Origin of the sequence: Xanthomonas sp. WCS2018Noco2-27 (assembly GCF_031843525.1) — a bacterium.
Taxonomy (GTDB): domain Bacteria; phylum Pseudomonadota; class Gammaproteobacteria; order Xanthomonadales; family Xanthomonadaceae; genus Xanthomonas.
The window spans coordinates 149,819-169,976 of sequence record NZ_JAVTIK010000010.1 but is presented as its reverse complement, the minus strand read 5'-3'; the positions used below and the strand labels follow the sequence as shown (position 1 = coordinate 169,976).

Below are 20,158 nucleotides of genomic sequence, written 5' to 3'. Positions count from 1 at the left end.
GCCCGATTGCCGCTGCGCAGATGCCTGCCGGGTTGTGCAGGCTCAGCTTAGCCAGCTACTGCACGCGCTGGTGTTCTTGCTGTCGCAGCTGGCCTGCATTTTCTGCCGGAGTCGTGCCAGCACCGCGTTGCCTTCCTGGTGATGCTGCTTGCTCCAGGTTTTCAATGAGGTGCCCAGCCGGTCGAAGCGCTGACGGGTGCGCTGACGGTAGCCATCGGACTGTGTGGCCAGATCGCCGATCACCTGGGTGGCAGCTGCTTCGATGCCGGCGGTGTCGTCGGGGCTAAGCCGGATCAGCCCGTCCACATACATCATGCTGACCCGCATGCGGATCGAGGGGCCATCGGCAGTTTCATAGGCCTTCTTGAGCCAGGACAGCGCGGTCTTGCGATCGCCGCGTTCTTCGGCGAGCTGGGAGAGTTCCGGCATGTAGTAGTACGGAGTCTTGCTGCGTCCCAGTTCGGCCAGCAGCAATTGCTCGGCAGCGCTGCTGTCGCCTACCTCGCTCAACAACGAAGCCGCGTCGCTGATGATGGATTGCCGTTCCTCGACGGTCTTGGCCGCGTCCACTGCCGTTTGCACGCGCTGGTGCACGGCAGCGACCACCGCTGCCGGCAACGGCGGTTGTGGCCCCTTCGGCTCGGTCTCGGTCGGCTGCCCTTGCGCAAGGCGTGCAAGCTGCATCTTCGCGTACGCAGTGTCCAGGCGGTCGCTGATCGGCACGCTGGTATCGGCATAGACGGTGTCCAATGCCTGATCGAGCTTCGCCGACAGGGCGGCACGTTCGCCGGCATCGGTGCTGGACGCACCGACCAGACGCGCGGCGACGTGGCTCAGCGTGCCGAGATTGGCGCGCAGTTCGGCCGGATCGGCCAGAACTGCCTCCAACAGGGTGCGATAGGCCGGGTCTGGCGCGGGGGGCTTTTCCGCTGCGGCCAGCGCCGAGAGCGCAAACCGGTGTTGCAGTGCTGGTTGCGGGGCGGCCTTGGACAGGCGTGCGAGCAACCCGGCGGCGTCATCGGCCTTGATCAGCCGGTCGTCCATGCCCCAGGCATAGTTGCTGAGCACGGCCCAGTCGTCCGCGCTGAGTTCCTGCGGTGCGTGCTGCGCCTTGTCCAACAGTTGTTTGACGGTGGTGGTGCTGGTGGCCGCCACCCGCAGCACATCGGCAAGACGGGCGTTGTCGCTATCGCCGGCCAGACGGGTGATTTCGCTGCGGTCCGCGCGTAGCACGATGATGGTCGGGTAGCCCTTGATGCCGAATTGCTCGCCCCAGGCCTGCGCGCCTCGGGAGTCGCCATCCAGGTGCACCGCGACGAACTGCCGCGTGCGCGCGATGAACGCCGGATCCTTGAACAAGGTGGCCTTCAACTGGTTGCACGGTGGGCACCAGGCCGCGCCCCAGTACAGCAGGATCGGCTTGCCGCTTTCCTTGGCTTCGGCAAACGCGTCTTCGATGTCGCCTTCGTGCCAGGCGATCCCGGTGTCTGCGGTAGGTGCGGCGGCGGGTGTGATGTGTGCGGGCGCCGACGGTGGCGCGGGCTTGTTGCAGGCGGTCAGGGTCGCAAGCACCGCAAGCAGTGCGATCAAGGACGGGGAAGGGCGTCGGCGGGACAGCTTCATGGGATCACCAGGGGAGGCGGCAGGGGATGGGTCAGCGACTCTGGCGAGCGGGGCTGCGCCCGCGCCGATGGAGGTCATGACCGTTGTATCTCTGCACACACGCCGGCAACGGCATCCGATGCGAATTGTTGTTACGCGCAGCGCACCGGTCTGGGTGCGTTCGACGGCCAGCGCACGGCCAATCGTGCGAGCGCAGGCGGTCGCATCGGCGCCGCCTGATCGCCGGGGTGCCCGCTTCAGTGGCGGCCGGTGGCCGGCGGCGGATCGCCCGGCGCGCTACGCGCGTAGCGCGCGGCCACGAACGCGCACACGATCAGCTGCAACTGGTGATACAGCATGATCGGCAACACGATCGCACCCAGGCCGCCACCGGCAAACATCACCTTGGCCATCGGCACACCGGTGGCCAGGCTCTTTTTCGAGCCACAAAACACAATGGCGATTTCGTCGGCGCGGTTGAAGCCAAGCCGGCGCGCAAGGAAGGTGATCGACAGCATGGCCACTGCCAGCAACAGCGCCGCAGCGCCCAGCACCGCGAGCAATGCCGGCAATGGGGTCTTCTGCCACAACCCTTCGTTCACCGATGCGCTGAAGGCGGTGTAGACCACCAGCAGGATGGTGCCCTGGTCGGTATAGCGCAGCACCGCGCGATGGCGCTCGACCCAGCCGCCGATCCACGGGCGCATGAAATGGCCAGCCAAAAACGGCACCAGCAGCTGCAGCAGGATCTTGCCGATGGCCTCGGCCGGGTGCGCCATCGCGCCCTGGCTGCCGACCATCGCGCCCATCAGCAACGGGGTGAAAAACACGCCCAGCAAGCTGGAAAGCGAGGCCGCGCAAACAGCGGCCGGCACGTTACCGCGCGCCATCGAGGTGAAAGCGATCGAAGACTGCACCGTGGACGGCAGTGCGCACAAGAACAGCACGCCGATGTACAGCTCCGGCGTCAGTGCGATATGCGCCACTGGCTTGAACAACAGGCCGAGCAATGGAAACAGCACGAAGGTGCAGGCCAGGATCACCAGATGCAGGCGCCAATGCAGCGCGCCGGCCTTGACCGCTTCGCGCGACAGCCGTGCGCCATGCAGGAAGAACAGCGCAGCGATCGCCACATCGGTGACATCGTCCATGATCGCGGCGGCAGCGCCGGAGACCGGCAACAACGAGGCGAGCGTGACCGTGCACAGCAGCGCGAGGGTGAAAGGGTCAATGCGCAACCGCGCCAGCAGCTTCTTCATCGAGATCCGACGGTATCGCGCGAACGTGCGCGGGGAGCGGATCATTCTACGACGCGTGCGGGCGCTGCCTAAGAGCGATCAACACAACGACTGCGCAGCCGTCAGGCGGGCGCAGCCTGTGCTCGGTGCGGCATGTACCACTCGGACACGCCGGTTCTGAGCGCGTCGTCCACACCCGCCTGACGACTGCTCGCTGCGTGTTGTTAGCCGCTCTAAGCCCGAGTCGTTGTTGCCGCCGATGTCCCCGCGGAGTCTCAGCGCTGCGGTTCGACGCCGAGTTGCTTGCGTACCGCCGCTTCCAGCGATGGCTGCATGCCGGCCTCGCGCCCGATCTGCAGCGCCTGTTCGGGACTGGCGCCTTCGCGTGCGGCGAGCAGGGCCAGCAGCGCGCCGGCGCGATTGCCGCTGGCGCAATGCAGTAACACCGTGCCCTGCTGTTGTTGATTCAGCACTCGCTGCAAGGCGCGTGCGGCCTCTGGCGTGAGTGCATCGGCGTTGCGGATCGGCAGGCGGACATAGCGCAGGCCCAGTGCGTCGGCGGCTGCGATTTCGTCGTAACCGCGTGGCTCCTCGGGAGCGCGCAGATCGATCACGGTGGTGACGCCCTGGGTCGCAGCAGCGCGCAGGTGTGCCTGCGTGGGCTGGCCGGAACTGATGAGATTGCGGGTGGTGCCTGTGGGCGTTGTCTGCGCGAGCGCGGCGCCGCTGAGCAGCGCAATGCACCAGGCCGCATGGCGTAGGCACTGGAGCATCACAATGCTGCGAGCGCTTTGAGCAACTCGCGCATTTCGTATTTGTCGGTGTTGTCCAGGCCCTGCGCGCGCTGTTTGGTCTGCAGTTCTTCCACGCGCTGACGCAGTAACTGTTTGTCGAGTTGGGCGACGACGTCGTGCAACTCGATCGCCCAGCTGTGCTCGTCGCCGGGGAGCTCCTGCGCGGCCAGCTTCTGCAGCGCAACCAGTTCCTCGCGCTCGGCGAAGTGCTCCAGCAGCGCGCCGGTGCTGATTTCCGGCCGTTGCCGCACCAGCGCCAGCAGCTCCATCAACAGCTCGATGCCGGGCAGGCGCAACCCAGAAAAATCGTGGTCGCCTTCCAGGCTCATCGCCAGTGAGGGTTGTTGCAACAGGATGGCGATCGACGCACGCACCAGGCTGCGTTTCTGCGTGGGCGCCGCCATGCGCGCAGGCGGCCGCGTTTTGGACGAGGACTGCTGCGCGGACATGCTCGCACCGACGCCGGTCATGCGCGCCAGTTCCTGCTTCATCAGATCGCCGAAGGCGCCTTCGGGAATCTGCGCCAGCATCGGCTTGGCACGCTCGGCCAGGCGCGCCTTGCCGTCTAGCGTGTGCAGATTGATCTCGCGCGACATTTCGTCGAAAAAGAACTGCGACAGCGGCGTGGCCTGTTTCAGGCGCTGATCGAAGGCCTGCGCACCTTCCTTGCGCACGATGGTGTCCGGGTCTTCGCCATCGGGCAGGAACAGGAAGAACGCCTGGCGGCCGTCCTTCATGCGCGGCAGCACCGATTCGAGCGCGCGCCAACCAGCCTTGCGCCCGGCATTGTCGCCATCGAAGCAGAAGTACACATCCGGCGCATTTCGGAACAGGAGTTCGGCATGTTCGGGCGTGGTGGCGGTGCCCAACGTGGCCACCGCCTGGGTGACGCCGAACTGGAACAGCGAGACCACGTCCATGTAGCCCTCCACCACGATCAGTCGTTCGATCTTCTGGTTGGCCTGGCGCACCTGCCACAGGCCATACAGCTCGCGGCCCTTGTGGAACAGTGCGGTTTCCGGCGAATTGAGGTACTTCGGTCCCGGGTCGCGGCCATCGGCCGGCGCGCCCATGATGCGACCGCCGAAGGCGATCACCCGGCCACGGCGATCGAAGATCGGAAACATCACCCGATCGCGGAATTTGTCGTAGACATGGCCGCGGTCGTTTTTGGAAAACAGCCCGGCACGTTCGAGCACGCTCATGCGGCGCGCATCGGTGCCCAGGGTGTCCTTCAATGCGCTGTAGCCATCGGGCGCATAGCCGATCTGGAAACGCGCGCGGTTGTCGGCATCCACGCCGCGCCCATCCAGATACTCGGCCGCGCGCGCGCTGCCTTCGAGCTGACGCTGGAAGAACTTGGTGGCCGCTTCCAGTGCCGAATACAGCTCGCGGCTGTCGTCCTGTTGCTGCGGCGTGCGCTGTTGGGTATCGCGCGGAATTTCCATGCCGGCGCGCTTGGCCAGCTCGTCGACCGCATCGAGAAACTCGAGGCGGTCGTAATTCATCAAAAAGCTGATCGCGGTGCCATGCGCGCCGCAGCCGAAGCAGTGATAGAACTGCTTGGTCGGCGAGACCGTGAACGAGGCCGAGCGCTCGTCGTGGAACGGGCAACGCGCCGAATACTCCTTGCCCTGACGCTTGAGCGGCACGCGGCCGCCCACCACTTCGACGATGTCGGTGCGTGCAAGCAGTTCGTCGATGAATGCGTCGGGGATGCGGGCCATCCCGCTAGGATATCGCAGCGGCCAGCGGCCGCCTTGTTTTAGAGGACGTCGGTATGCGCTAGCGATGCCCGCATCAGCTCATGCTCAGCTGTGCTGCGACGACGTCGTCTGTGGGGCTGCGGAAACCGCCTGCGCATCGGCTGGCGGCACCATGATCGGCGGGTGCTCCGGGTCCACGCCTGCTTCGCGCAACTTGCGATGCGAGCGCACCCGCTCGTCGATCACCGCAGTGATCAATGCACCGACGAAGAACACCACCGAGGCGTAATACATCCACACCAGCAGGATCACCAGCGTGCCCATCGAGCCGTACGCACTGCCGGGCGCCGCAGTGGCGATATACACGCCAATGGCATAACGGCCCAGCGCAAACAGTAACGCCGTGATGATGCCGCCCAGAAACGCCTGACGCCAATCGACCGTGCGGTCGGGCAGATAGCGATACAAAAACGCGAACGCCAACGAATACAGGGCCAGCGTGGTGACGTAGCCCACGGCCGGCAGCACCGACGGCAGGCGCGCAAACACCACCTGCAACGCTGTGGTGGCGATCATCGACACGATCAGCAAAAAGCCCAACGCCAGAATCACGCCGAACGAGAACACGCGCTTTTTCAGCCACGCCATCAGGCCGTCCAGACGCTCTTTGTCGGTACGGAAAATCAGGTTCAGCGCGTTCTGCAACTGCGCAAACACCGCAGTGGCGCCGATGAACAGCAGCAGCGTGCTCCACAAGCCCGCCAGTGAACCCACGCCGGGCTGAGCGGTGGCGTTGCGGATGATGGTCTGGGCGACTTCGGCCGCGCTGCTGCCTGCCAGTTGCGCAACCTGCTGCACCAACGCCTCCTGCGCAGGCGGATACAGCGAGGCCGTCAGCCACAACAGCAGTACCAGCAGGGGTGCCAGCGACAGGAGTGCGTAAAACGACAACGACGCGGCCTGCGTCATGACGTCGATTTCGATAAAGCGGTTCAGCAGGGCCATCGGCACGCTGCGTTGCAGGCGGCTCACATGCTTGTGCAGATAGGCGGTTGAAAGCGTCGTCACCGGCGGGAACATCCTTGGCGCATACCGTTGTGCGCGCAGGTGGGTCGGAGCAAGGTCGGTATGCGGAAGAACCTTGCCTACGCCTGCGCTGGCGCACCCGTTCTAGCAGGGCCTGCTCGAAGGAGGGGTGAAAGCACGCGCGTGGCGGTGCTGCGTGAGTGGGGTTGCGCGCGATGCGTGGGCGCAGCATGCGATGCAGCCGCTGGGTCGCGTCGTTGGAGACAGCGCTGGCGCTGCGACGTACGCGGCGTTTGGCGGGCGATGCCTGCAACGGCGGTGACGCGCGGGAGCCAGCCCGGACTGCGGCAACCCAACTGGGGGCCAGCATCTGCAAGGGGAAACCGGCCGATGACGCATCACCGACGCGTTACAGCCCTACACCACACGCCGTCCGCAGTGCCCCGGCCGTTGGCGCAGGGCAGTGCGGACGCGTGGATCAGCCTGCCAGGTGCTGCTTGACCAGGGTGGAGACCAGGCCCATGTCGGCCTGACCGGCCAGCTTGGGCTTGAGTGCGCCCATCAGCTTGCCGATGTCGGCCGGGCTGCTGGCACCTGTTTCGGTGATGGCAGCCTGGATGGCGGCGACGATTTCGGCTTCGCCCATCTTGGCCGGCAGGTAGCGTTCGATCACCACGATTTCCTCGCGCTCGATCTGCGCCAGGTCCTCACGTGCGGCGGCTTCGAACTGGGTGACCGAGTCCTTGCGCTGCTTGACCATCTTGTCGAGCACGGCGATCACTGCGGCGTCGTCCATCTCGATGCGCTCGTCCACTTCCTTCTGCTTGATCGCGGCGTTGATCAGCCGGATCACGCCCAGGCTGTGCTTGTCGCCGGACTTCATGGCGGCCTTCATGTCATCGGTGAGCTGCTGCTTGAGGGGCATGTGGTGACTCCTGGTTACGTGGTGAGGGGGTGCCGACGCGCTGCGGCTGGCAACGCGCATCGGCGAAACAGACGGGGCGGGCGAGAGGGCTGTGCCCGGCGCGGGGCCGGCGGTGCATCGCCCATGACGGGTTGCGATCCGGTCAGCGGACCAATACAAAAAGCCGGCGACGCTTGCGCGTGCCGGCTCTTGGGTTCTCTTTCGATGAGTCGCGCCTACAGCGCAGACCCACCGGCAAGAACCGCGTTCGATCAGTACAAGCGCTGGCGCTTGGTGACGTCGCGCGAGGAACGACGCAACTGACGCTTCACAGCAGCGGCAGCCTTGCGCTTACGCTCCTGGGTCGGCTTTTCATAGAACTCGCGCTTGCGGGTTTCGGCCAGCACGCCGGCCTTTTCGCAGGTGCGCTTGAAACGGCGGAGCGCAAATTCGAAGGGCTCGTTCTCGCGGACTTTAACGCTGGGCATGGGTTCTCCAGATAATGGGATTTCCGTCCGGGAGCCCCGGGCGGGTGCGAGCGGACTCGCGTGACGGAATTTCCGGGTTGCCCCGGCGAGCCGCGCATTATAACGACTTGCCAACGACCTGCAAGCCCCTGCCGCAATTTGTGGCGAGAAGCCCGCCAGAGCGTGCGTTTGCGCCCGATCCGGCGCTGCGGATGCGGGCGCGCAGCATATCGCCAGCGGCGCATCTGCGCAGCACAAAAGCTGCGAAAATAGACGCTTGTTCTGCTTGCCGAGCTGCCGTGAAAGTCCTTGGGATCGAATCATCGTGCGATGAGACCGGCGTGGCGGTCTACGACACCGCCTTGTCCGGCGTGCCGGCGCTGCGCGCCCATGCGGTCTACAGCCAGATCGCGCTGCATGCCGAATATGGCGGCGTGGTGCCCGAACTGGCCAGCCGCGACCATGTGCGCAAGCTGCTGCCGCTGATCCGTCAGACCCTGGACGAGGCCGGGTTGCGCATCGACGAACTGGATGGGGTGGCCTATACCGCCGGCCCTGGCCTGGTCGGCGCACTCTTAGTAGGTGCCGGCGTGGCGCGCTCGCTGGCCTGGGCGCTGGACGTGCCGGCGATCGGCGTGCATCACATGGAAGGCCATCTGCTGGCGCCGTTGATGGAAGACGACCCGCCGCAGCCGCCGTTCGTGGCGCTGCTGGTCTCCGGCGGGCACACCCAGTTGGTGTCGGTGAAGGCGCTCGGGCATTACGAGGTCCTGGGCGAGACCCTGGACGATGCGGCGGGCGAGGCCTTCGACAAGACCGCCAAGATGATGGGCCTGCCGTATCCGGGCGGGCCGCAGCTGGCGGCGCTGGCCGAAACCGGCACGCCGGGACGCTATAAGTTCGCGCGGCCGATGACCGACCGGCCGGGCCTGGATTTCAGTTTCAGCGGGCTCAAGACCCAGGTGCTGCTGGCTTGGCGCGCCAGCGACCAATCCGACACCACGCGGGCGGATGTTGCGCGTGGCTTCGAAGATGCGGTGGTGGAGACGCTGGCGATCAAATGCCTGCGCGCGCTGGATGCGGCCGGCTGCACTACGCTGGTGGTGGCCGGCGGGGTGGGCGCGAACAAGCGCCTGCGCGCGCAACTGCACGAGGCCGCGCAGCGTCGGGGTGGCCGGGTCTGCTTCCCGCGGCCGGCCCTGTGCACCGATAACGGTGCCATGATCGCCTTCGCCGGCGCGCTGCGCCTTGAGGCTGGCGAGCGTGCCGGGGCCGAGGTGCATGTGACGCCGCGCTGGGATATGGCGAGCTTGCCGCCGCTGGCGGCGCGGGAATCGGAACTAGGGAATCGGGAATAGTTAAGAGCTTTACTCCGACCCTGTCCGTCGTGTGCGCCGTGCTTTTGCTCCTCCCCATCCCCCATTTCCGACTCCTGATTCCCCATGGATAAAGTGTTTATTGAAGGTCTGGACATCGATGCGCTGATCGGCATCTACGACTGGGAGCGGCGGATCCGGCAGACCTTGCGGTTCGATCTGGAGATGGGGTTCGACAACCGCATTCCGGCGGCCAGCGACGACATTGCCGACACCTTGAACTACAAGGCGGTGAGCAAGCGCCTGATCGAATTCGTGCAGGCCTCCGACTTCGGGCTGGTCGAAACGCTGGCCGAGCGCTGCGCGGCGATCGTGCTGGACGAGTTTGGCGTGCACTGGCTGCGGCTGAAGCTGAGCAAGCCCGGCGCGGTGCGCGGCGCGCAGGCGGTGGGCGTGATCATCGAGCGCGCACGCCCGGACCTGAAGATGACAGACCACTCGTAGCGGACTGCGGGCAGGCGATGACGTCGATTCCTAGCGACAATGCGTCCGCAAAGCGTGCGCTAGATGTCTCCAATCCCGAATATCCGCTCCCGAAACTTGCATCATCGCGGTCGCGTCAGGCTAGAATTGCCGGCCATGTAAACGTTTTCTCAAGGATCTCATGGCTGCTGATCGCATCGAAACCCTGATTGCCCGGATGACCGTCGAAGAGAAGGTCGGACAGTTGGGTGTGTTCGCCGACATGGTGCGGCCGTTCGCACCGGACGTGAATCCCGAAGCCAATGTGCTCAACGCCGACGAGGTGCTGCAGCAGGTCCGCGAGGGCCGGGTGGGCTCGCTGTTCAATGGCGTCGGCGCCGCGCTGGGCGTGCAGATCCAGAAGGTGGCGGTCGAAGAAAGCCGCCTGGGCATCCCGGTGATTCTGGCCGCGGACGTGATTCACGGCATGCGCACGGTGTTCCCGATCCCGTTGGGCGAAGCGGCCAGCTTCGAGCCCGAGTTGGCCGAGCGCACCGCGCGCGCCACCGCGATCGAAGCCACCGCCGCCGGCCTGCACTGGACCTACGCACCGGCCGTGGACATCGCGCGCGACCAGCGCTGGGGCCGTGGCGCGGAAGGTGCCGGCGAAGACGTATTACTGGGCGCCGCATTTGCCGCCGCGCGCGTGCGCGGTTTTCAGGGCAGCGACCTCACCGCCGACGATTGCCTGCTGGCCACGCCCAAGCACTTTGCCGCCTATGGCGCGGTGGCGGCGGGCATGGAATACAACACCGTCGATATCGCACCGCAGACGCTGCGCGATGTGCATCTGCCGCCGTTCAAGGCCGCCTTCGATGCCGGCGCCTTGACGGTGATGTCCTCCTTCAACGACATTAACGGCGTGCCGGCCAGTGCCAACCACGAGTTGCTGACCGAGATCCTGCGCGGTGAATGGCAGTTTCCGGGCGTGGTGATTTCCGACTACACCGCCGATATGGAATTGATCGCGCACGGCTACGCCGCCGATGAGCGCGATGCGACCAAGAAGGCGTTTCTGGCCGGGTTGGACCTGAGCATGCAGAGCGGTTTCTATGCCGCGCATCTGCCGTCGCTGGTGGAAAGCGGTGAGGTGCCGATGGCCACGCTGGATGCCAGCGTGCGTCGCATGTTGCAGCTGAAAGAGGCCATTGGCCTGTTCGACAATCCGTATCGCTCGCTGGACCCGGCGCGCGAAGCCGATAACGCTCACTTGCCTGCACACGATGCGTTGTCGCGCGATGCGGCGCGGCGTTCGATCGTGTTGCTGAAGAACGACGGCGCGCTGCTGCCGCTGAAGAAGAGCGGGCAGCGGATCGCGTTGATCGGCCCGTTCGTGCAGGACCGCGAGAACATCGAAGGGTGCTGGACATTATTCGGTGACAAGGCGCGTTACGTGACCTTGGAGCAGGGCGTGCGCGCCGTGGTCGGCACCGACGATCTGAGCGTTGTGCAGGGCTGTGGCCTGGAAGAGGCGCTGCCGGGCGGTATTTCGGCGGCCATCGATGCCGCGCAGGCCGCCGATGTGGTGGTGCTGGCACTCGGCGAGCCGCAGCGCTTCAGTGGCGAGGCGCAGTCGCGTACCGACATTACTTTGCCGCCGGCGCAGCAAGCGCTGGCCGAAGCGGTTGCCGCCACCGGCACGCCCATCGTGGTGCTGTTGCGCAACGGCCGCGCGTTGGCGCTGCATGGCGCCGTGCGCGACGCCGAGGCGATTGCGGTGACCTGGTATCTGGGCACCCAGACCGGCACCGGTGTGGCCGATGTGTTGTTCGGCGACTACAACCCGTCCGCGCGTCTGCCGATCAGCTTTCCGCAGGTCACCGGGCAGCAGCCGTATTTCTACAATCATCTGCGCACCGGTCGTCCCGAGCTGCCGACCTTGTCCGAATACAAGGCGCGTTGGCGCGAAATGCCCAACGAGCCGCTGTATCCGTTTGGGCATGGTCTGAGCTACACCACGTTTGCGTATGCGCAGCCGCAGCTGAGTGCCGCGCAACTTGGGTGGGACGACACGCTGACCATCACCACGCGCGTGACCAATACCGGAACCGTGGCCGGCGAAGAAGTGGTGCAGTTGTATGTGCATGATCGCGTGGCAAGCCGGGTGCGCCCGGTGCGCGAGCTCAAGGGGTTCCGCAAGGTGTTGCTGCAACCTGGCCAACACAGGGATGTGGTGTTCACGCTGACGCGCGAGGCGCTGGCGTTTACCAATCCCAAGGGCGTGTTCGGTGCCGAACCCGGCGTGTTCGATGTGTGGGTGTGCGCGTCGGCCAAGAGTGGCGAAGCGGTGACATTCGAGTTGCTTGGCGCCTGAGCGCGCTGGTCTAGGCGGTGGTGTGCCGTCGCGTCGATTGGCGGTCTGCTGCAATGAGAACGCGTGCAAGACGTGACCAACGCCACTGACTGCCGCTTGTGTAGGTAGCTGCAGGTAGCGTGTGATGGGGCAGGGGGAGCTTGGCCTGGCCTGCTGTCGCAGCGCAGGTGCGTGTTGAGATCGGCGCACCCATGCATGCACGCGTTGAGGTCATCGTCGCTGCGGAGACAAGTGCGGCCCAGCGCGATAGCGCACAGGCTTACGCGGGTAGTGACAGATTGCGTGCGTGGCGCATGCAGCGCACCGGCGAAACAGAATCGCCGCCACTGATGTGCCTGTGGACACACGGCAGAACGCGCGCCGAGATGCCGCGATGCACTGCCTGCGCATCTCGCTGCGCAGGCAGTGCCGATACTGGCCTATCTCAGGCCGCTTACGCGTCGTTTTCGACCGCAGCCTTGCTCTTGGGGGTGAGCTTGAGCAGACGACCGGTGCTGCCACTGGCTTCGTCTTCCAGCAACCACAGCGCGCCGTCGGGACCTTGCTCCACTTCGCGGATGCGTGCGCCCATGTCGTAGCGGGCCACTTCGCGTGGCTGATCGCCCAGCGAGACCTGCACCAGCGCCATCGACGACAGACCGCCGATAAAGCCCTGGCCGCGCCACGCCGGGAACTGCGCGCCGTTATAGATCACAAAACCTGCCGGCGAGATCACTGGCGTCCAGCTGATCTTGGGCGCGGCAAATTCGGGGCGCGTGTTGTGGTCGGGAATCGGCCTGCCGTCGTAGTGGTCTCCATTGGAGACGATCGGGTAGCCATAGTTGGCGCCGCGCTGGATAAGGTTGAGCTCATCGCCGCCGGCCGGGCCCATCTCGTGTTCCCACAACCGGCCCCTGCCGTCGAATGCGATGCCCAGAATGTTGCGATGCCCCAGCGACCACACCTGTGCAGCCACCCCACCCTGCGCGGCGAACGGATTGTCGGCCGGTACGCTGCCGTCGTCGTTGAGGCGGATCAATTTGCCGAGATTGGCTTTCATGTCCTGCGCCGGATCGAACTTCTGGCGCTCGCTGGAGGTGATCCACAGCTTGCCATCCGGGCCGAACGCGAGCCGGTGGCCGAAGTGGCCATTACCGGACACCTTGGGACTCTGACGCCAGATCACCTTGAGGTCGGACAAGGTGCCGCCGCCGGTAGCATCCAGTGTGAGCTTGGCGCGCGCGACCGCCGCGCCGCGGATGTCGCCCTGGCCCGGTTCGGCGTAGCTCACATAGACCAGGCCATTTTTGGCGAAGCGCGGATGGGCCAGAACATCGCCAAACCCGCCCTGGCCGCCGTAAGCGACCGCCGGCACACCGGTCACGGCGCTCTTGCGATTGGTCTTGGGGTCCAGACGCATCAATGCGCCGCGCTTTTCGCTGACCAACAGCGTGCCATCGGGCAGGAAGGTCATCGCCCAGGGTTCGTCGAAGTCGGCAACGGTGGTGGCCTGGAATGGCCATTGCGCCTTGGGAATGGAGGCGGCCGGGGCGGCCGCAGGTGCGGCCAGTGCGGCGCCGGTGGCGAACAGGGTGGCCGAACAGGCCAGAGCAAGCAGACGACGGATAGACATGAGGTCCTCCAGGGGATAGGCACGGTCACGCTGCAGCCCTCCCACAACGTGTTCCGCGTCGGGTTTTCAAGTACCTTACACGACGCTAGCGGGGCCGCCCTGTCGCAGATCACTCTCCGCAGGTCGGCCGCGTCTCACATCGTTGTTTCATCCTGCAGTTTCACCATGAAAAGGAGTTTCCATGGCCACGCAAAAAACCTCGCCCGCCTTTATCGCTGCGTCGTGGGCTGCCTTGTTGGCAGGCAGCGCTGCGTATCTGATCGGCTTATGGAACGCGCAGATGTTGCTCAACGAGAAGGGCTACTACTTCACGCTGCTGTTGTTTGGTCTGTTCGCCTCGGTGTCATTGCAAAAAAGCGTGCGTGACCGCGCGGACGGGATTCCGGTGACGGGTCTTTACTATGCCATCTGCTGGTTCTCGCTGATCATCGCCCTGGTGCTGCTGGCGATCGGCTTGATCAACGCAACGTTGCTGCTGAGCGAAAAAGGCTTTTATGCAATGGCGTATGCGTTGAGCCTGTTTGGCGCAGTCGCCGTGCAGAAAAATACGCGCGATGCGATGGATGCAGACGCAACCCAGCACACCTCGCGTGTTGCACCTCCGCCGCTCGACTGACGGACAACTCTCTTGTTGATACAACAACGCCACCTCGACGGTGGCGTTGTTTGTTTACGGCTTTGGCTTGCTGTCGCCCGAGATGAAATCCGCTGCGTTTTCCCACGCGCGCTTGACGGCGTGACGTGCCTTGCTCCAGCTCAATCCATCGGTGCCGCGCTTGGCTTCCCAATCGCGATGCAGTTCGGCTTCGACCTGATCGTAGGCGCGCGCATTCTCGCGGATCCGTGCTTCATGCCCGACCAGATAAGCGCTTTCGTAATCTTCGTAACGGTCGCCTTCGGTGTAATACGGCTCTTCAGTAAAACGTTCACGCCAATAGCTGGATACGTTCTGGCTGCGGTCTTCGTCCGGTGCGCGGCCTGGAATCTGATACGGCACGTTCATGCTCGTCTCCGTCATTGCGAATGTGCGGATCAACTTAGGCAGCGGGGTGTTAACAGCGCGGCACGCGGGGTGATGGTGGGATCAAGACGCGCCGCAGATGCGGTGATGGGTTGGTCGGTAGCCAATGGGCTGCGCTTGGGTGCACACGATGCCTTTCAAACCGCTGCCGACGCTGCCTCATACGGCAGCGGTTTGGCGCCGGCAGCGACGATTGACGGCTCCGCGGCCTGCAGCGCCTGTTCGTCGGCATCGATGACGACCAAGATGCGGCCGGCTTCGATTTCGTCCTCGAACTGACGACGCACCGGGTCGGGCACGGTGGCGCCGATCAGGGCCGACGACCAACTGCCCACCAGCGCGCCGGCCAGTGCCATGACGCCAACGCCGGCCAGGGTCAGGCCGATTGGCGGCACAGCGACTGCCACCAGGCCTGCCACCAACCCGGCCGCGCCACCGGTGGCCGCGCCGCGCGCTGCGGCCGGCACAAAATCGGTCTTGGCATCCTTGCGCTCGTCCGGCACGTCGTGCAGTTCGATATCCGAGCGGGCGATTAGCGACAACGACTCATTGTCGATGCCGGCGCTGCGTGCGGACTGCAGTACGCGTTGCGCGCTTTCAAGATCGGGTGTGCTGTAGACGCGACGCAGTTTCATCGCAAGCTCCCATGCAAGTGAGAGCGCAGCGTTGAGCGTGCCCGGTTAGACCTGCGTGAGCGCGGCGCGAGCGTATTGCGAAGCTGCTACACCGTCTTGCGCGGAAACAGGTAAAACGCCCAGCCCACCAGTAATGCCACGCCTGCCGCTGCCAGATTTTGCCAGCTGGCGCTGGCCAGCAAGCCGAGCGACAGTAACAACGCAGCGATGGGAATGAGTGGGCCTCCCGGCAACCGTAGCGTGTCGGTGCGCTGCCGATAGCGGCGCGCCAGTACGATCACCGCCGCCGCCGTGCCGATGTAGGCGAACAAGCGCGTGACCATCGACAGCAGTGCCAGCTGGGTGAACGAGCCCGACAACGCGAGCGCCAGCGACAACACGCCCTGGGTGAGCACCGCGGCTGCGGGCGTATGAAAGCGCGGATGCACGCGCGCCAGAAACGCCGGTCCGTAGCCGTCCTGCGCGAGCGCGAACAGAAAGCGCGGACCGAGCATCACTGTGTTGCTGGTCGTGCCCAGGATGGAGATGGTGGCGCCCACGGTGAGAATCAGCGCAAGCGCCTCGCCGCCGAAGCCGCTGGCCGCATCCGCCAACGGGGTGGGCGAGGCCGCAAGATTGGGCAACGTCCCTTGCGCGACGACCTGTACGGCGGCATAGATCACGGTCACCGTGACGATCATGGTGATGAGCGCAAATGGCACGTCGCGGCGCGGGTTGCGGTATTCGCCGGCCGCTGCAGGAATGTTTTCGAAACCCGCATACGCAAACAGCAGTAGCAGGGCGGCCTCGCCGAGATTGCCCAGGTCGCGCAGGTCAGGAGATTTGCCGGCAAACGCCCACGACCAGTCCACATAGAACAGCCCGATTGCCACGAACAACAGCAACGGCACCAGTTTGCCGATCACCAGGGCGATGCCGGTGCGCGCAGCCGACTTGACGCCGATGACGTTGATCGCGGTCAGCACACCGAGCGAGCCGACCACGACCAAGGTGCGCGCCCATACATCGGTGGAAGCGGTGGGCCAGAACCGCGCCACCGCATCGGCCAGCCCGTTGCTCAAGGCCGCCGCCGAACTGATACGGGTGAGCCAGATCATCCAGCCGATCTGAAACCCGACAAAGGGGCCAAACGCCTCGCGCGTGTAGAGGTAACTGCCGCCGGGCGTATCGAAATAACTGGCTGCCTGCGCGTAACACAGCACCAGCAAGGCCACCGCCAGCCCGGCCAGCATCACCGCCCACAGGCTCATCGGCCCCAGCAGTGCCGCGGTGGCTGCGGGCAACAGATAGATGCCGCTGCCGATGACATCGTTGATCGATAAACCGACGATCTGCCAGCGGCTGACCACACGCACCAGGCCGGTGCTATCGGATGGGGGCGCGGGCGTGCTCATGGTGCGGCCTCGACCAGCTCGGGCAACTGCCACTGCGCTTGCAGGCGCGCGTAGTCGGCGCGCGGCAGCAACACGAAGAGCGGCTTGTCCGCGGGTTTCAACCAGGCCAGCAGACGCTGCATGTCGGCAGGCTGCATTGCCGTGCAGCCGGCGGTGAACTGCCCCGGAGTGCGCCACAGATGCGCAAAGATACAGCTGCCGCGCCCGGCAATATTGTTGGGGTTATGCGCGATGACGAAACCTTCGCGATACCGCGCATCGCCGGGATGGCGCAGGTCCAGGCGCATCGGCTCGGTGGAACCGGCCACCGCCGCTTCACCGACCTGCGCAGCATCGACGATGCGGTTGTACAGCGGCGAGCTGGGCACATCCATGCAGTAATGCGTGGCGCTCATGGCCTGATATGGCATGGCGCTGTCGATGCTGGCGGAATAGCCAAATGCCGGGCCGATGGCAAAGACCCCGGCCGGGCTGCGGCCATCGCCTTCGCGCTTCTGTGTGCCTTGCGATTGCGCCGGGTGCAGACCTTCGCCCCAGGCGCTGCCATGCCGGCCGAGTGCGACCGCGAAGCCTGGCGCGGCCGGCGTCCATTGGCCATCGACACGCGTAAAGGTCTGCAGCCGCGCCTGGGTGCTGTTCCAGTCCGGCGTGATCACCACGATCAGCGCGCGTGCCTGCTGCAGCGCTTCGATCGGTTCGCCTGCGGCGGCGCCACTGCTGCACAGTGCCAGCGTCAGGAGCAGGGTGGATCGCAACAGGATGGCAAGGCGCATGCGGGCTCCGGACGGCAGGGGACGAACTGGTGAGAGTGGCGATGCATCTGTGTGGATGACGGCACGCCTACCGTAACCGATGGTGTCGGGTGGGGCAGGCCTACTGTACCCAGCAATGCGCGTGTGTGGCGCATGGCGCTGTCGACTGCATGTGCGTCTTTGCCGTGCTGCGCTGGAATCACGATCGCTGCGTGCGTCGTTTTTGTACGGCATGGATCGCGCAAGCGGCTGGTTAGGAAATGCGCATGTTCCTAATCGCGTGCTCGGTTACTTGCCGCCCGACATGCCGCTTGCAACGGCCAGGTCAGTCGGGCAACAGCTCCAACCCGCGGATACGGCGGATACCCAGACCCGGCGAATCGTCGATATGGATCTGCGCCTCATCGAACTGCACGCCGCCCTCGGTGGGGTCGAACTGCCCCAACGCCGGCGCATCCAGATCGGCCAGGGTGATGCTGTCGGCTTTGGCCACCGCCAGATGCACGGCTGCAGCAACGCTGATGCTGGATTCGATCATGCATCCGATCATGCACGGCACGCCGTACAAGGCAGCGATATCGGCGATGCGGATGGCATTGGACAGGCCGCCGGTCTTCATCAGTTTGATGTTGACGATGTCGGCCGCGCGACGCTGGAGAAGGTCGATCACCTGAGATGGTGAGAACACGCTTTCGTCGGCCATCACCGGGGTGTCGATACGCGCGGTGACGAAGGCCAGGCCATCGATATCGGCGGCCTTGACCGGCTGTTCAAGCAATTCCAGCACGATGCCGGCGTCCTCCAGCGTACGCATGCTGCGCACCGCCTGTTTGGGTGTCCAGCCCTGGTTGGCATCCAGGCGCAGCGATGCGCGCCCATCGACGGCTGCGTGGATCGCCTTGACGCGTTCGACATCCGATGCGCTGTCCTTACCCACTTTGATCTTCAGCGATCGATAGCCGCGCGCCAATGCCGACTGCGCCTGCGCGACCATGATGTCGATGCGATCGGCACTGATGGTGATGTCGGTGGTGATGCGCGGCGTGCCGCCACCGAGCAACTGATAGAGCGGCGCACCGAAGGACTGCGCCCATAGATCGTAGAGCGCGATCTCCACCGCGGCCTTGGCGCTGGTGTTGCGTTCCAGCGCATGGTGCACCAGGCCGCACAGCCGATTGAGATCGGCTACATCCTGGCCGATCAAACGCGGCGCGATGCACTGCTGGATCGCGGCAATGATGCTGCCGTGCGTATCGCCGGTGATCGGCGCGGTCGCCGGCGCCGCGCCGTAGCCGATATGTCCGCTATCGGTTTGCAGCAGCACCACCACGTCTTCGATCGCCTGCACGGTGCGCACCGCGGTCTTGAACGGTGTTTTCAATGGCACGCGCAGCATGCCTAGGCGGAAGCCGGTGATCTTCATGGGGAGCCGATCGGCGCGATGCGCTGGATGCGAGTGATGTGGTCGATGAAGGGTGTGCCATCGGTGGCCAGCAACGGCAACAGCGGCGTCACTGACACGCCGTTCAAGCGCGCGCGCTGCACACTGCCATCGGCAGCGCGATAGTTGGCGCCGGCTACATCGTGAATCACCCACGGTGTGCCGCGCTCATGCCCGATCACCAACATCACGTGGCCAGGGATATAGATCAGGTCGCCGATGTGCACCAGCGCCAGCTGCTGCAGACGTTGCGACCGCGGCGCGCGTGCATCGAACGCAACAGTGCGCAGCGCCGGGCTGCGCGCCTGATCGCCGGTATTGCGCGGCAGCGCAATCCCCAGACTGCGATAGATATCCAGCACAAACCCACTGCAATCGCGGGCGTCGTAATCGTTGCCCCAGCCGTAGCGTTCGCCCAGAAACTTGAACGCCTGGCGCAGCAATGCGGCATCGGTCGCGGGCAAGGGACCAACGCGCACATCGGCGCCACGCGGGATCAGGGCCGGCAGCAGTTGCAAGCGACCATCGGCATCGCGCACTGGGAGTTGCACTACGTGGGCAGCCAGCGGCAGTTGTCCGTTGACCGGCTGTTGCGGTGGCCAGTCGCCATGCAAGGGCAGGTTGGTGCCCATGTCCAGCGACAGTGCCGAGAGGGTAGGCAGTTCGGGGGTGTACGCGGTTTGCACGCGTGCACCGGTGACGAGTATGCGTGGGCTGCGGTGCGCGTACTGCAGCACCTGCTCGCGACGGCCTTCGGCGATCTTGTCGGCAGCGATCCACGCCGCGTAGTTGGCCGCAAGCACAAACCGCCACGCGCCATCGGCACTGGTGTGCAGCACGGCCACCGGCGTGCCTGGATACAGCGCGGACTCCTGAAAGCGGTCGATATCAAGCTCGTCGGGACTGGTGAACACGCGCTGGGAGGTAGGGAAGGTGCGCAGTGCCGCGCGCTGGACGACCAGTGCGAAGTGCGGTGCCACGTTTTCAGGAATTGCGTCCAATGCCAGCGTGCGGTGCAGCTCCGACAGGCGCGCTGCGTCGATACGCTGTCCATCCGTACCGTACAACGCACGGGTTGGTGGCGCCGACAGCGCCTCGATCCGCGCTCGCACTGCAGCGCCGGGCATGACCTCGGGCAGCTGCGACAGATCGTGCATGGACGCATCGTCGCGCAACAAGCGGGCATTGAAGGTTGCGATCTGTGCGGCGTTCAAATGCGGCGCCTGCGCATTGCCGCTGCGCTGGATCCAGTAGTCCGGCGTCAGTTGCGCGTCGCTGACGGCGAAGGGTGCCGCTTGCGAAGCGGGCATGCTCGCGGGCGCGGCGCCGCACGGCAGCGCGAGTGCGATCAGCAGCAACGTCAGCAGGCGGCGCAACAGTGGCATGAAAAACTCTGGATGAATGCATGTGGCGT

The 20,158-nt window shown here is 65.1% G+C and carries 18 protein-coding genes and 1 other RNA gene; 5 read left to right on the top strand and 14 right to left on the bottom strand.

The genetic code is table 11. The features are described from left to right. Positions 1 to 42: 42 nt before the first annotated feature. Together RQH86_RS16440 and RQH86_RS16435 are read right to left on the bottom strand one after the other, a co-directional pair. Positions 43 to 1,623: a thioredoxin family protein gene (locus RQH86_RS16440; RefSeq protein ID WP_311239993.1), complete on the bottom strand. Its 1,581-nt coding sequence runs from the start codon at positions 1,621 to 1,623 to the stop codon at positions 43 to 45. A 236-nt stretch (positions 1,624 to 1,859) separates the two neighbouring features. Next, positions 1,860 to 2,906 carry a bile acid:sodium symporter family protein gene (locus tag RQH86_RS16435; RefSeq protein ID WP_055847460.1) on the bottom strand — a complete coding sequence of 349 codons (1,047 nt, stop codon included), beginning with the start codon at positions 2,904 to 2,906 and terminating at the stop codon, positions 1,860 to 1,862. An 87-nt stretch (positions 2,907 to 2,993) separates the two neighbouring features. Here RQH86_RS16435 and RQH86_RS16430 point away from each other — a divergent pair. Beyond that, positions 2,994 to 3,070: non-coding RNA, sX9 sRNA (locus tag RQH86_RS16430), on the top strand. Positions 3,071 to 3,115: 45 nt separating this feature from the next. Here the strand turns inward: RQH86_RS16430 and RQH86_RS16425 are convergent. The 5 genes from RQH86_RS16425 to rpsU form a co-directional block, all read right to left on the bottom strand. Continuing rightward, positions 3,116 to 3,616 carry a sulfur transferase domain-containing protein gene (locus RQH86_RS16425; protein ID WP_311239994.1) on the bottom strand — a complete coding sequence of 167 codons (501 nt, stop codon included), beginning with the start codon at positions 3,614 to 3,616 and terminating at the stop codon, positions 3,116 to 3,118. Continuing rightward, the gene (gene dnaG / locus RQH86_RS16420; RefSeq protein ID WP_311239995.1) at positions 3,613 to 5,361 is read right to left on the bottom strand and encodes a DNA primase; all 1,749 of its coding nucleotides are present in this window, start codon (positions 5,359 to 5,361) and stop codon (positions 3,613 to 3,615) included. Before dnaG ends, RQH86_RS16425 begins: the two co-directional genes overlap by 4 nt. 84 nt (positions 5,362 to 5,445) lie before the next feature. Continuing rightward, positions 5,446 to 6,408 (bottom strand): YihY/virulence factor BrkB family protein, encoded by a 963-nt coding sequence (locus RQH86_RS16415; RefSeq protein WP_311239996.1) that lies wholly within the window; start codon positions 6,406 to 6,408, stop codon positions 5,446 to 5,448. A 436-nt stretch (positions 6,409 to 6,844) separates the two neighbouring features. Further along, a complete protein-coding gene (locus RQH86_RS16410) occupies positions 6,845 to 7,291 on the bottom strand; it encodes a GatB/YqeY domain-containing protein (RefSeq protein ID WP_055847470.1) in 447 nt (148 codons plus the stop codon). Between the two features lie 251 nt (positions 7,292 to 7,542). Further along, positions 7,543 to 7,758: a 30S ribosomal protein S21 gene (rpsU, locus tag RQH86_RS16405; protein WP_002808376.1), complete on the bottom strand. Its 216-nt coding sequence runs from the start codon at positions 7,756 to 7,758 to the stop codon at positions 7,543 to 7,545. Between the two features lie 278 nt (positions 7,759 to 8,036). Between rpsU and tsaD the strand changes: the two genes are divergently transcribed. The 3 genes from tsaD to RQH86_RS16390 all read left to right on the top strand — a co-directional run bounded on the left by tsaD (position 8,037) and on the right by RQH86_RS16390 (position 11,889). Next, the gene (tsaD, locus tag RQH86_RS16400; protein ID WP_311239997.1) at positions 8,037 to 9,095 is read left to right on the top strand and encodes a tRNA (adenosine(37)-N6)-threonylcarbamoyltransferase complex transferase subunit TsaD; all 1,059 of its coding nucleotides are present in this window, start codon (positions 8,037 to 8,039) and stop codon (positions 9,093 to 9,095) included. A gap of 84 nt (positions 9,096 to 9,179) precedes the next feature. Beyond that, positions 9,180 to 9,557, top strand: coding sequence for a dihydroneopterin aldolase (folB, locus tag RQH86_RS16395; RefSeq protein ID WP_311239998.1), 378 nt, complete (start codon positions 9,180 to 9,182; stop codon positions 9,555 to 9,557). A gap of 160 nt (positions 9,558 to 9,717) precedes the next feature. Beyond that, positions 9,718 to 11,889 carry a glycoside hydrolase family 3 N-terminal domain-containing protein gene (locus RQH86_RS16390; RefSeq protein WP_311239999.1) on the top strand — a complete coding sequence of 724 codons (2,172 nt, stop codon included), beginning with the start codon at positions 9,718 to 9,720 and terminating at the stop codon, positions 11,887 to 11,889. Between the two features lie 433 nt (positions 11,890 to 12,322). Here the strand turns inward: RQH86_RS16390 and RQH86_RS16385 are convergent, their stop codons facing one another. After that, complete coding sequence (locus RQH86_RS16385) at positions 12,323 to 13,501, bottom strand: PQQ-dependent sugar dehydrogenase (RefSeq protein WP_055847481.1); 1,179 nt, start codon at positions 13,499 to 13,501, stop codon at positions 12,323 to 12,325. A gap of 181 nt (positions 13,502 to 13,682) precedes the next feature. Between RQH86_RS16385 and yiaA the strand changes: the two genes are divergently transcribed. After that, a complete protein-coding gene (gene yiaA / locus RQH86_RS16380) occupies positions 13,683 to 14,117 on the top strand; it encodes an inner membrane protein YiaA (protein ID WP_055847483.1) in 435 nt (144 codons plus the stop codon). Positions 14,118 to 14,171: 54 nt separating this feature from the next. Here the strand turns inward: yiaA and RQH86_RS16375 are convergent, their stop codons facing one another. From RQH86_RS16375 to RQH86_RS16350, 6 genes are all read right to left on the bottom strand, one after another. Continuing rightward, positions 14,172 to 14,504 (bottom strand): hypothetical protein, encoded by a 333-nt coding sequence (locus RQH86_RS16375; protein ID WP_311240000.1) that lies wholly within the window; start codon positions 14,502 to 14,504, stop codon positions 14,172 to 14,174. A 155-nt stretch (positions 14,505 to 14,659) separates the two neighbouring features. Continuing rightward, entirely contained in the window at positions 14,660 to 15,157 is a 498-nt protein-coding gene (locus RQH86_RS16370; RefSeq protein ID WP_311240001.1) for a hypothetical protein, read from the bottom strand. 86 nt (positions 15,158 to 15,243) lie between these two features. Further along, the gene (locus tag RQH86_RS16365; RefSeq protein WP_311240002.1) at positions 15,244 to 16,551 is read right to left on the bottom strand and encodes an APC family permease; all 1,308 of its coding nucleotides are present in this window, start codon (positions 16,549 to 16,551) and stop codon (positions 15,244 to 15,246) included. Continuing rightward, positions 16,548 to 17,324: a L,D-transpeptidase family protein gene (locus RQH86_RS16360; RefSeq protein WP_311240003.1), complete on the bottom strand. Its 777-nt coding sequence runs from the start codon at positions 17,322 to 17,324 to the stop codon at positions 16,548 to 16,550. Before RQH86_RS16360 ends, RQH86_RS16365 begins: the two co-directional genes overlap by 4 nt. A 304-nt stretch (positions 17,325 to 17,628) precedes the next feature. Beyond that, positions 17,629 to 18,726 (bottom strand): dipeptide epimerase, encoded by a 1,098-nt coding sequence (locus tag RQH86_RS16355; protein WP_311240004.1) that lies wholly within the window; start codon positions 18,724 to 18,726, stop codon positions 17,629 to 17,631. Further along, the gene (locus RQH86_RS16350) at positions 18,723 to 20,129 is read right to left on the bottom strand and encodes an SH3 domain-containing protein (RefSeq protein WP_311240005.1); all 1,407 of its coding nucleotides are present in this window, start codon (positions 20,127 to 20,129) and stop codon (positions 18,723 to 18,725) included. Before RQH86_RS16350 ends, RQH86_RS16355 begins: the two co-directional genes overlap by 4 nt. Positions 20,130 to 20,158: the final 29 nt, after the last annotated feature.

Excerpts from the sequence above, each read along its gene's own strand:
- RQH86_RS16385 (WP_055847481.1), bottom strand. The coding sequence starts at position 13,501 with ATGTCTATCCGTCGTCTGCTTGCTCTGGCCTGTTCGGCCACCCTGTTC.
- folB (WP_311239998.1), top strand. The coding sequence starts at position 9,180 with ATGGATAAAGTGTTTATTGAAGGTCTGGACATCGATGCGCTGATCGGC.
- RQH86_RS16355 (WP_311240004.1), bottom strand. The coding sequence starts at position 18,726 with ATGAAGATCACCGGCTTCCGCCTAGGCATGCTGCGCGTGCCATTGAAA.
- RQH86_RS16365 (WP_311240002.1), bottom strand. The coding sequence starts at position 16,551 with ATGAGCACGCCCGCGCCCCCATCCGATAGCACCGGCCTGGTGCGTGTG.
- dnaG (WP_311239995.1), bottom strand. The coding sequence starts at position 5,361 with ATGGCCCGCATCCCCGACGCATTCATCGACGAACTGCTTGCACGCACC.
- RQH86_RS16440 (WP_311239993.1), bottom strand. The coding sequence starts at position 1,623 with ATGAAGCTGTCCCGCCGACGCCCTTCCCCGTCCTTGATCGCACTGCTT.
- RQH86_RS16435 (WP_055847460.1), bottom strand. The coding sequence starts at position 2,906 with ATGATCCGCTCCCCGCGCACGTTCGCGCGATACCGTCGGATCTCGATG.
- rpsU (WP_002808376.1), bottom strand. The coding sequence starts at position 7,758 with ATGCCCAGCGTTAAAGTCCGCGAGAACGAGCCCTTCGAATTTGCGCTC.
- RQH86_RS16350 (WP_311240005.1), bottom strand. The coding sequence starts at position 20,129 with ATGCCACTGTTGCGCCGCCTGCTGACGTTGCTGCTGATCGCACTCGCG.
- RQH86_RS16360 (WP_311240003.1), bottom strand. The coding sequence starts at position 17,324 with ATGCGCCTTGCCATCCTGTTGCGATCCACCCTGCTCCTGACGCTGGCA.
- RQH86_RS16370 (WP_311240001.1), bottom strand. The coding sequence starts at position 15,157 with ATGAAACTGCGTCGCGTCTACAGCACACCCGATCTTGAAAGCGCGCAA.
- RQH86_RS16390 (WP_311239999.1), top strand. The coding sequence starts at position 9,718 with ATGGCTGCTGATCGCATCGAAACCCTGATTGCCCGGATGACCGTCGAA.
- RQH86_RS16375 (WP_311240000.1), bottom strand. The coding sequence starts at position 14,504 with ATGAACGTGCCGTATCAGATTCCAGGCCGCGCACCGGACGAAGACCGC.
- RQH86_RS16410 (WP_055847470.1), bottom strand. The coding sequence starts at position 7,291 with ATGCCCCTCAAGCAGCAGCTCACCGATGACATGAAGGCCGCCATGAAG.
- yiaA (WP_055847483.1), top strand. The coding sequence starts at position 13,683 with ATGGCCACGCAAAAAACCTCGCCCGCCTTTATCGCTGCGTCGTGGGCT.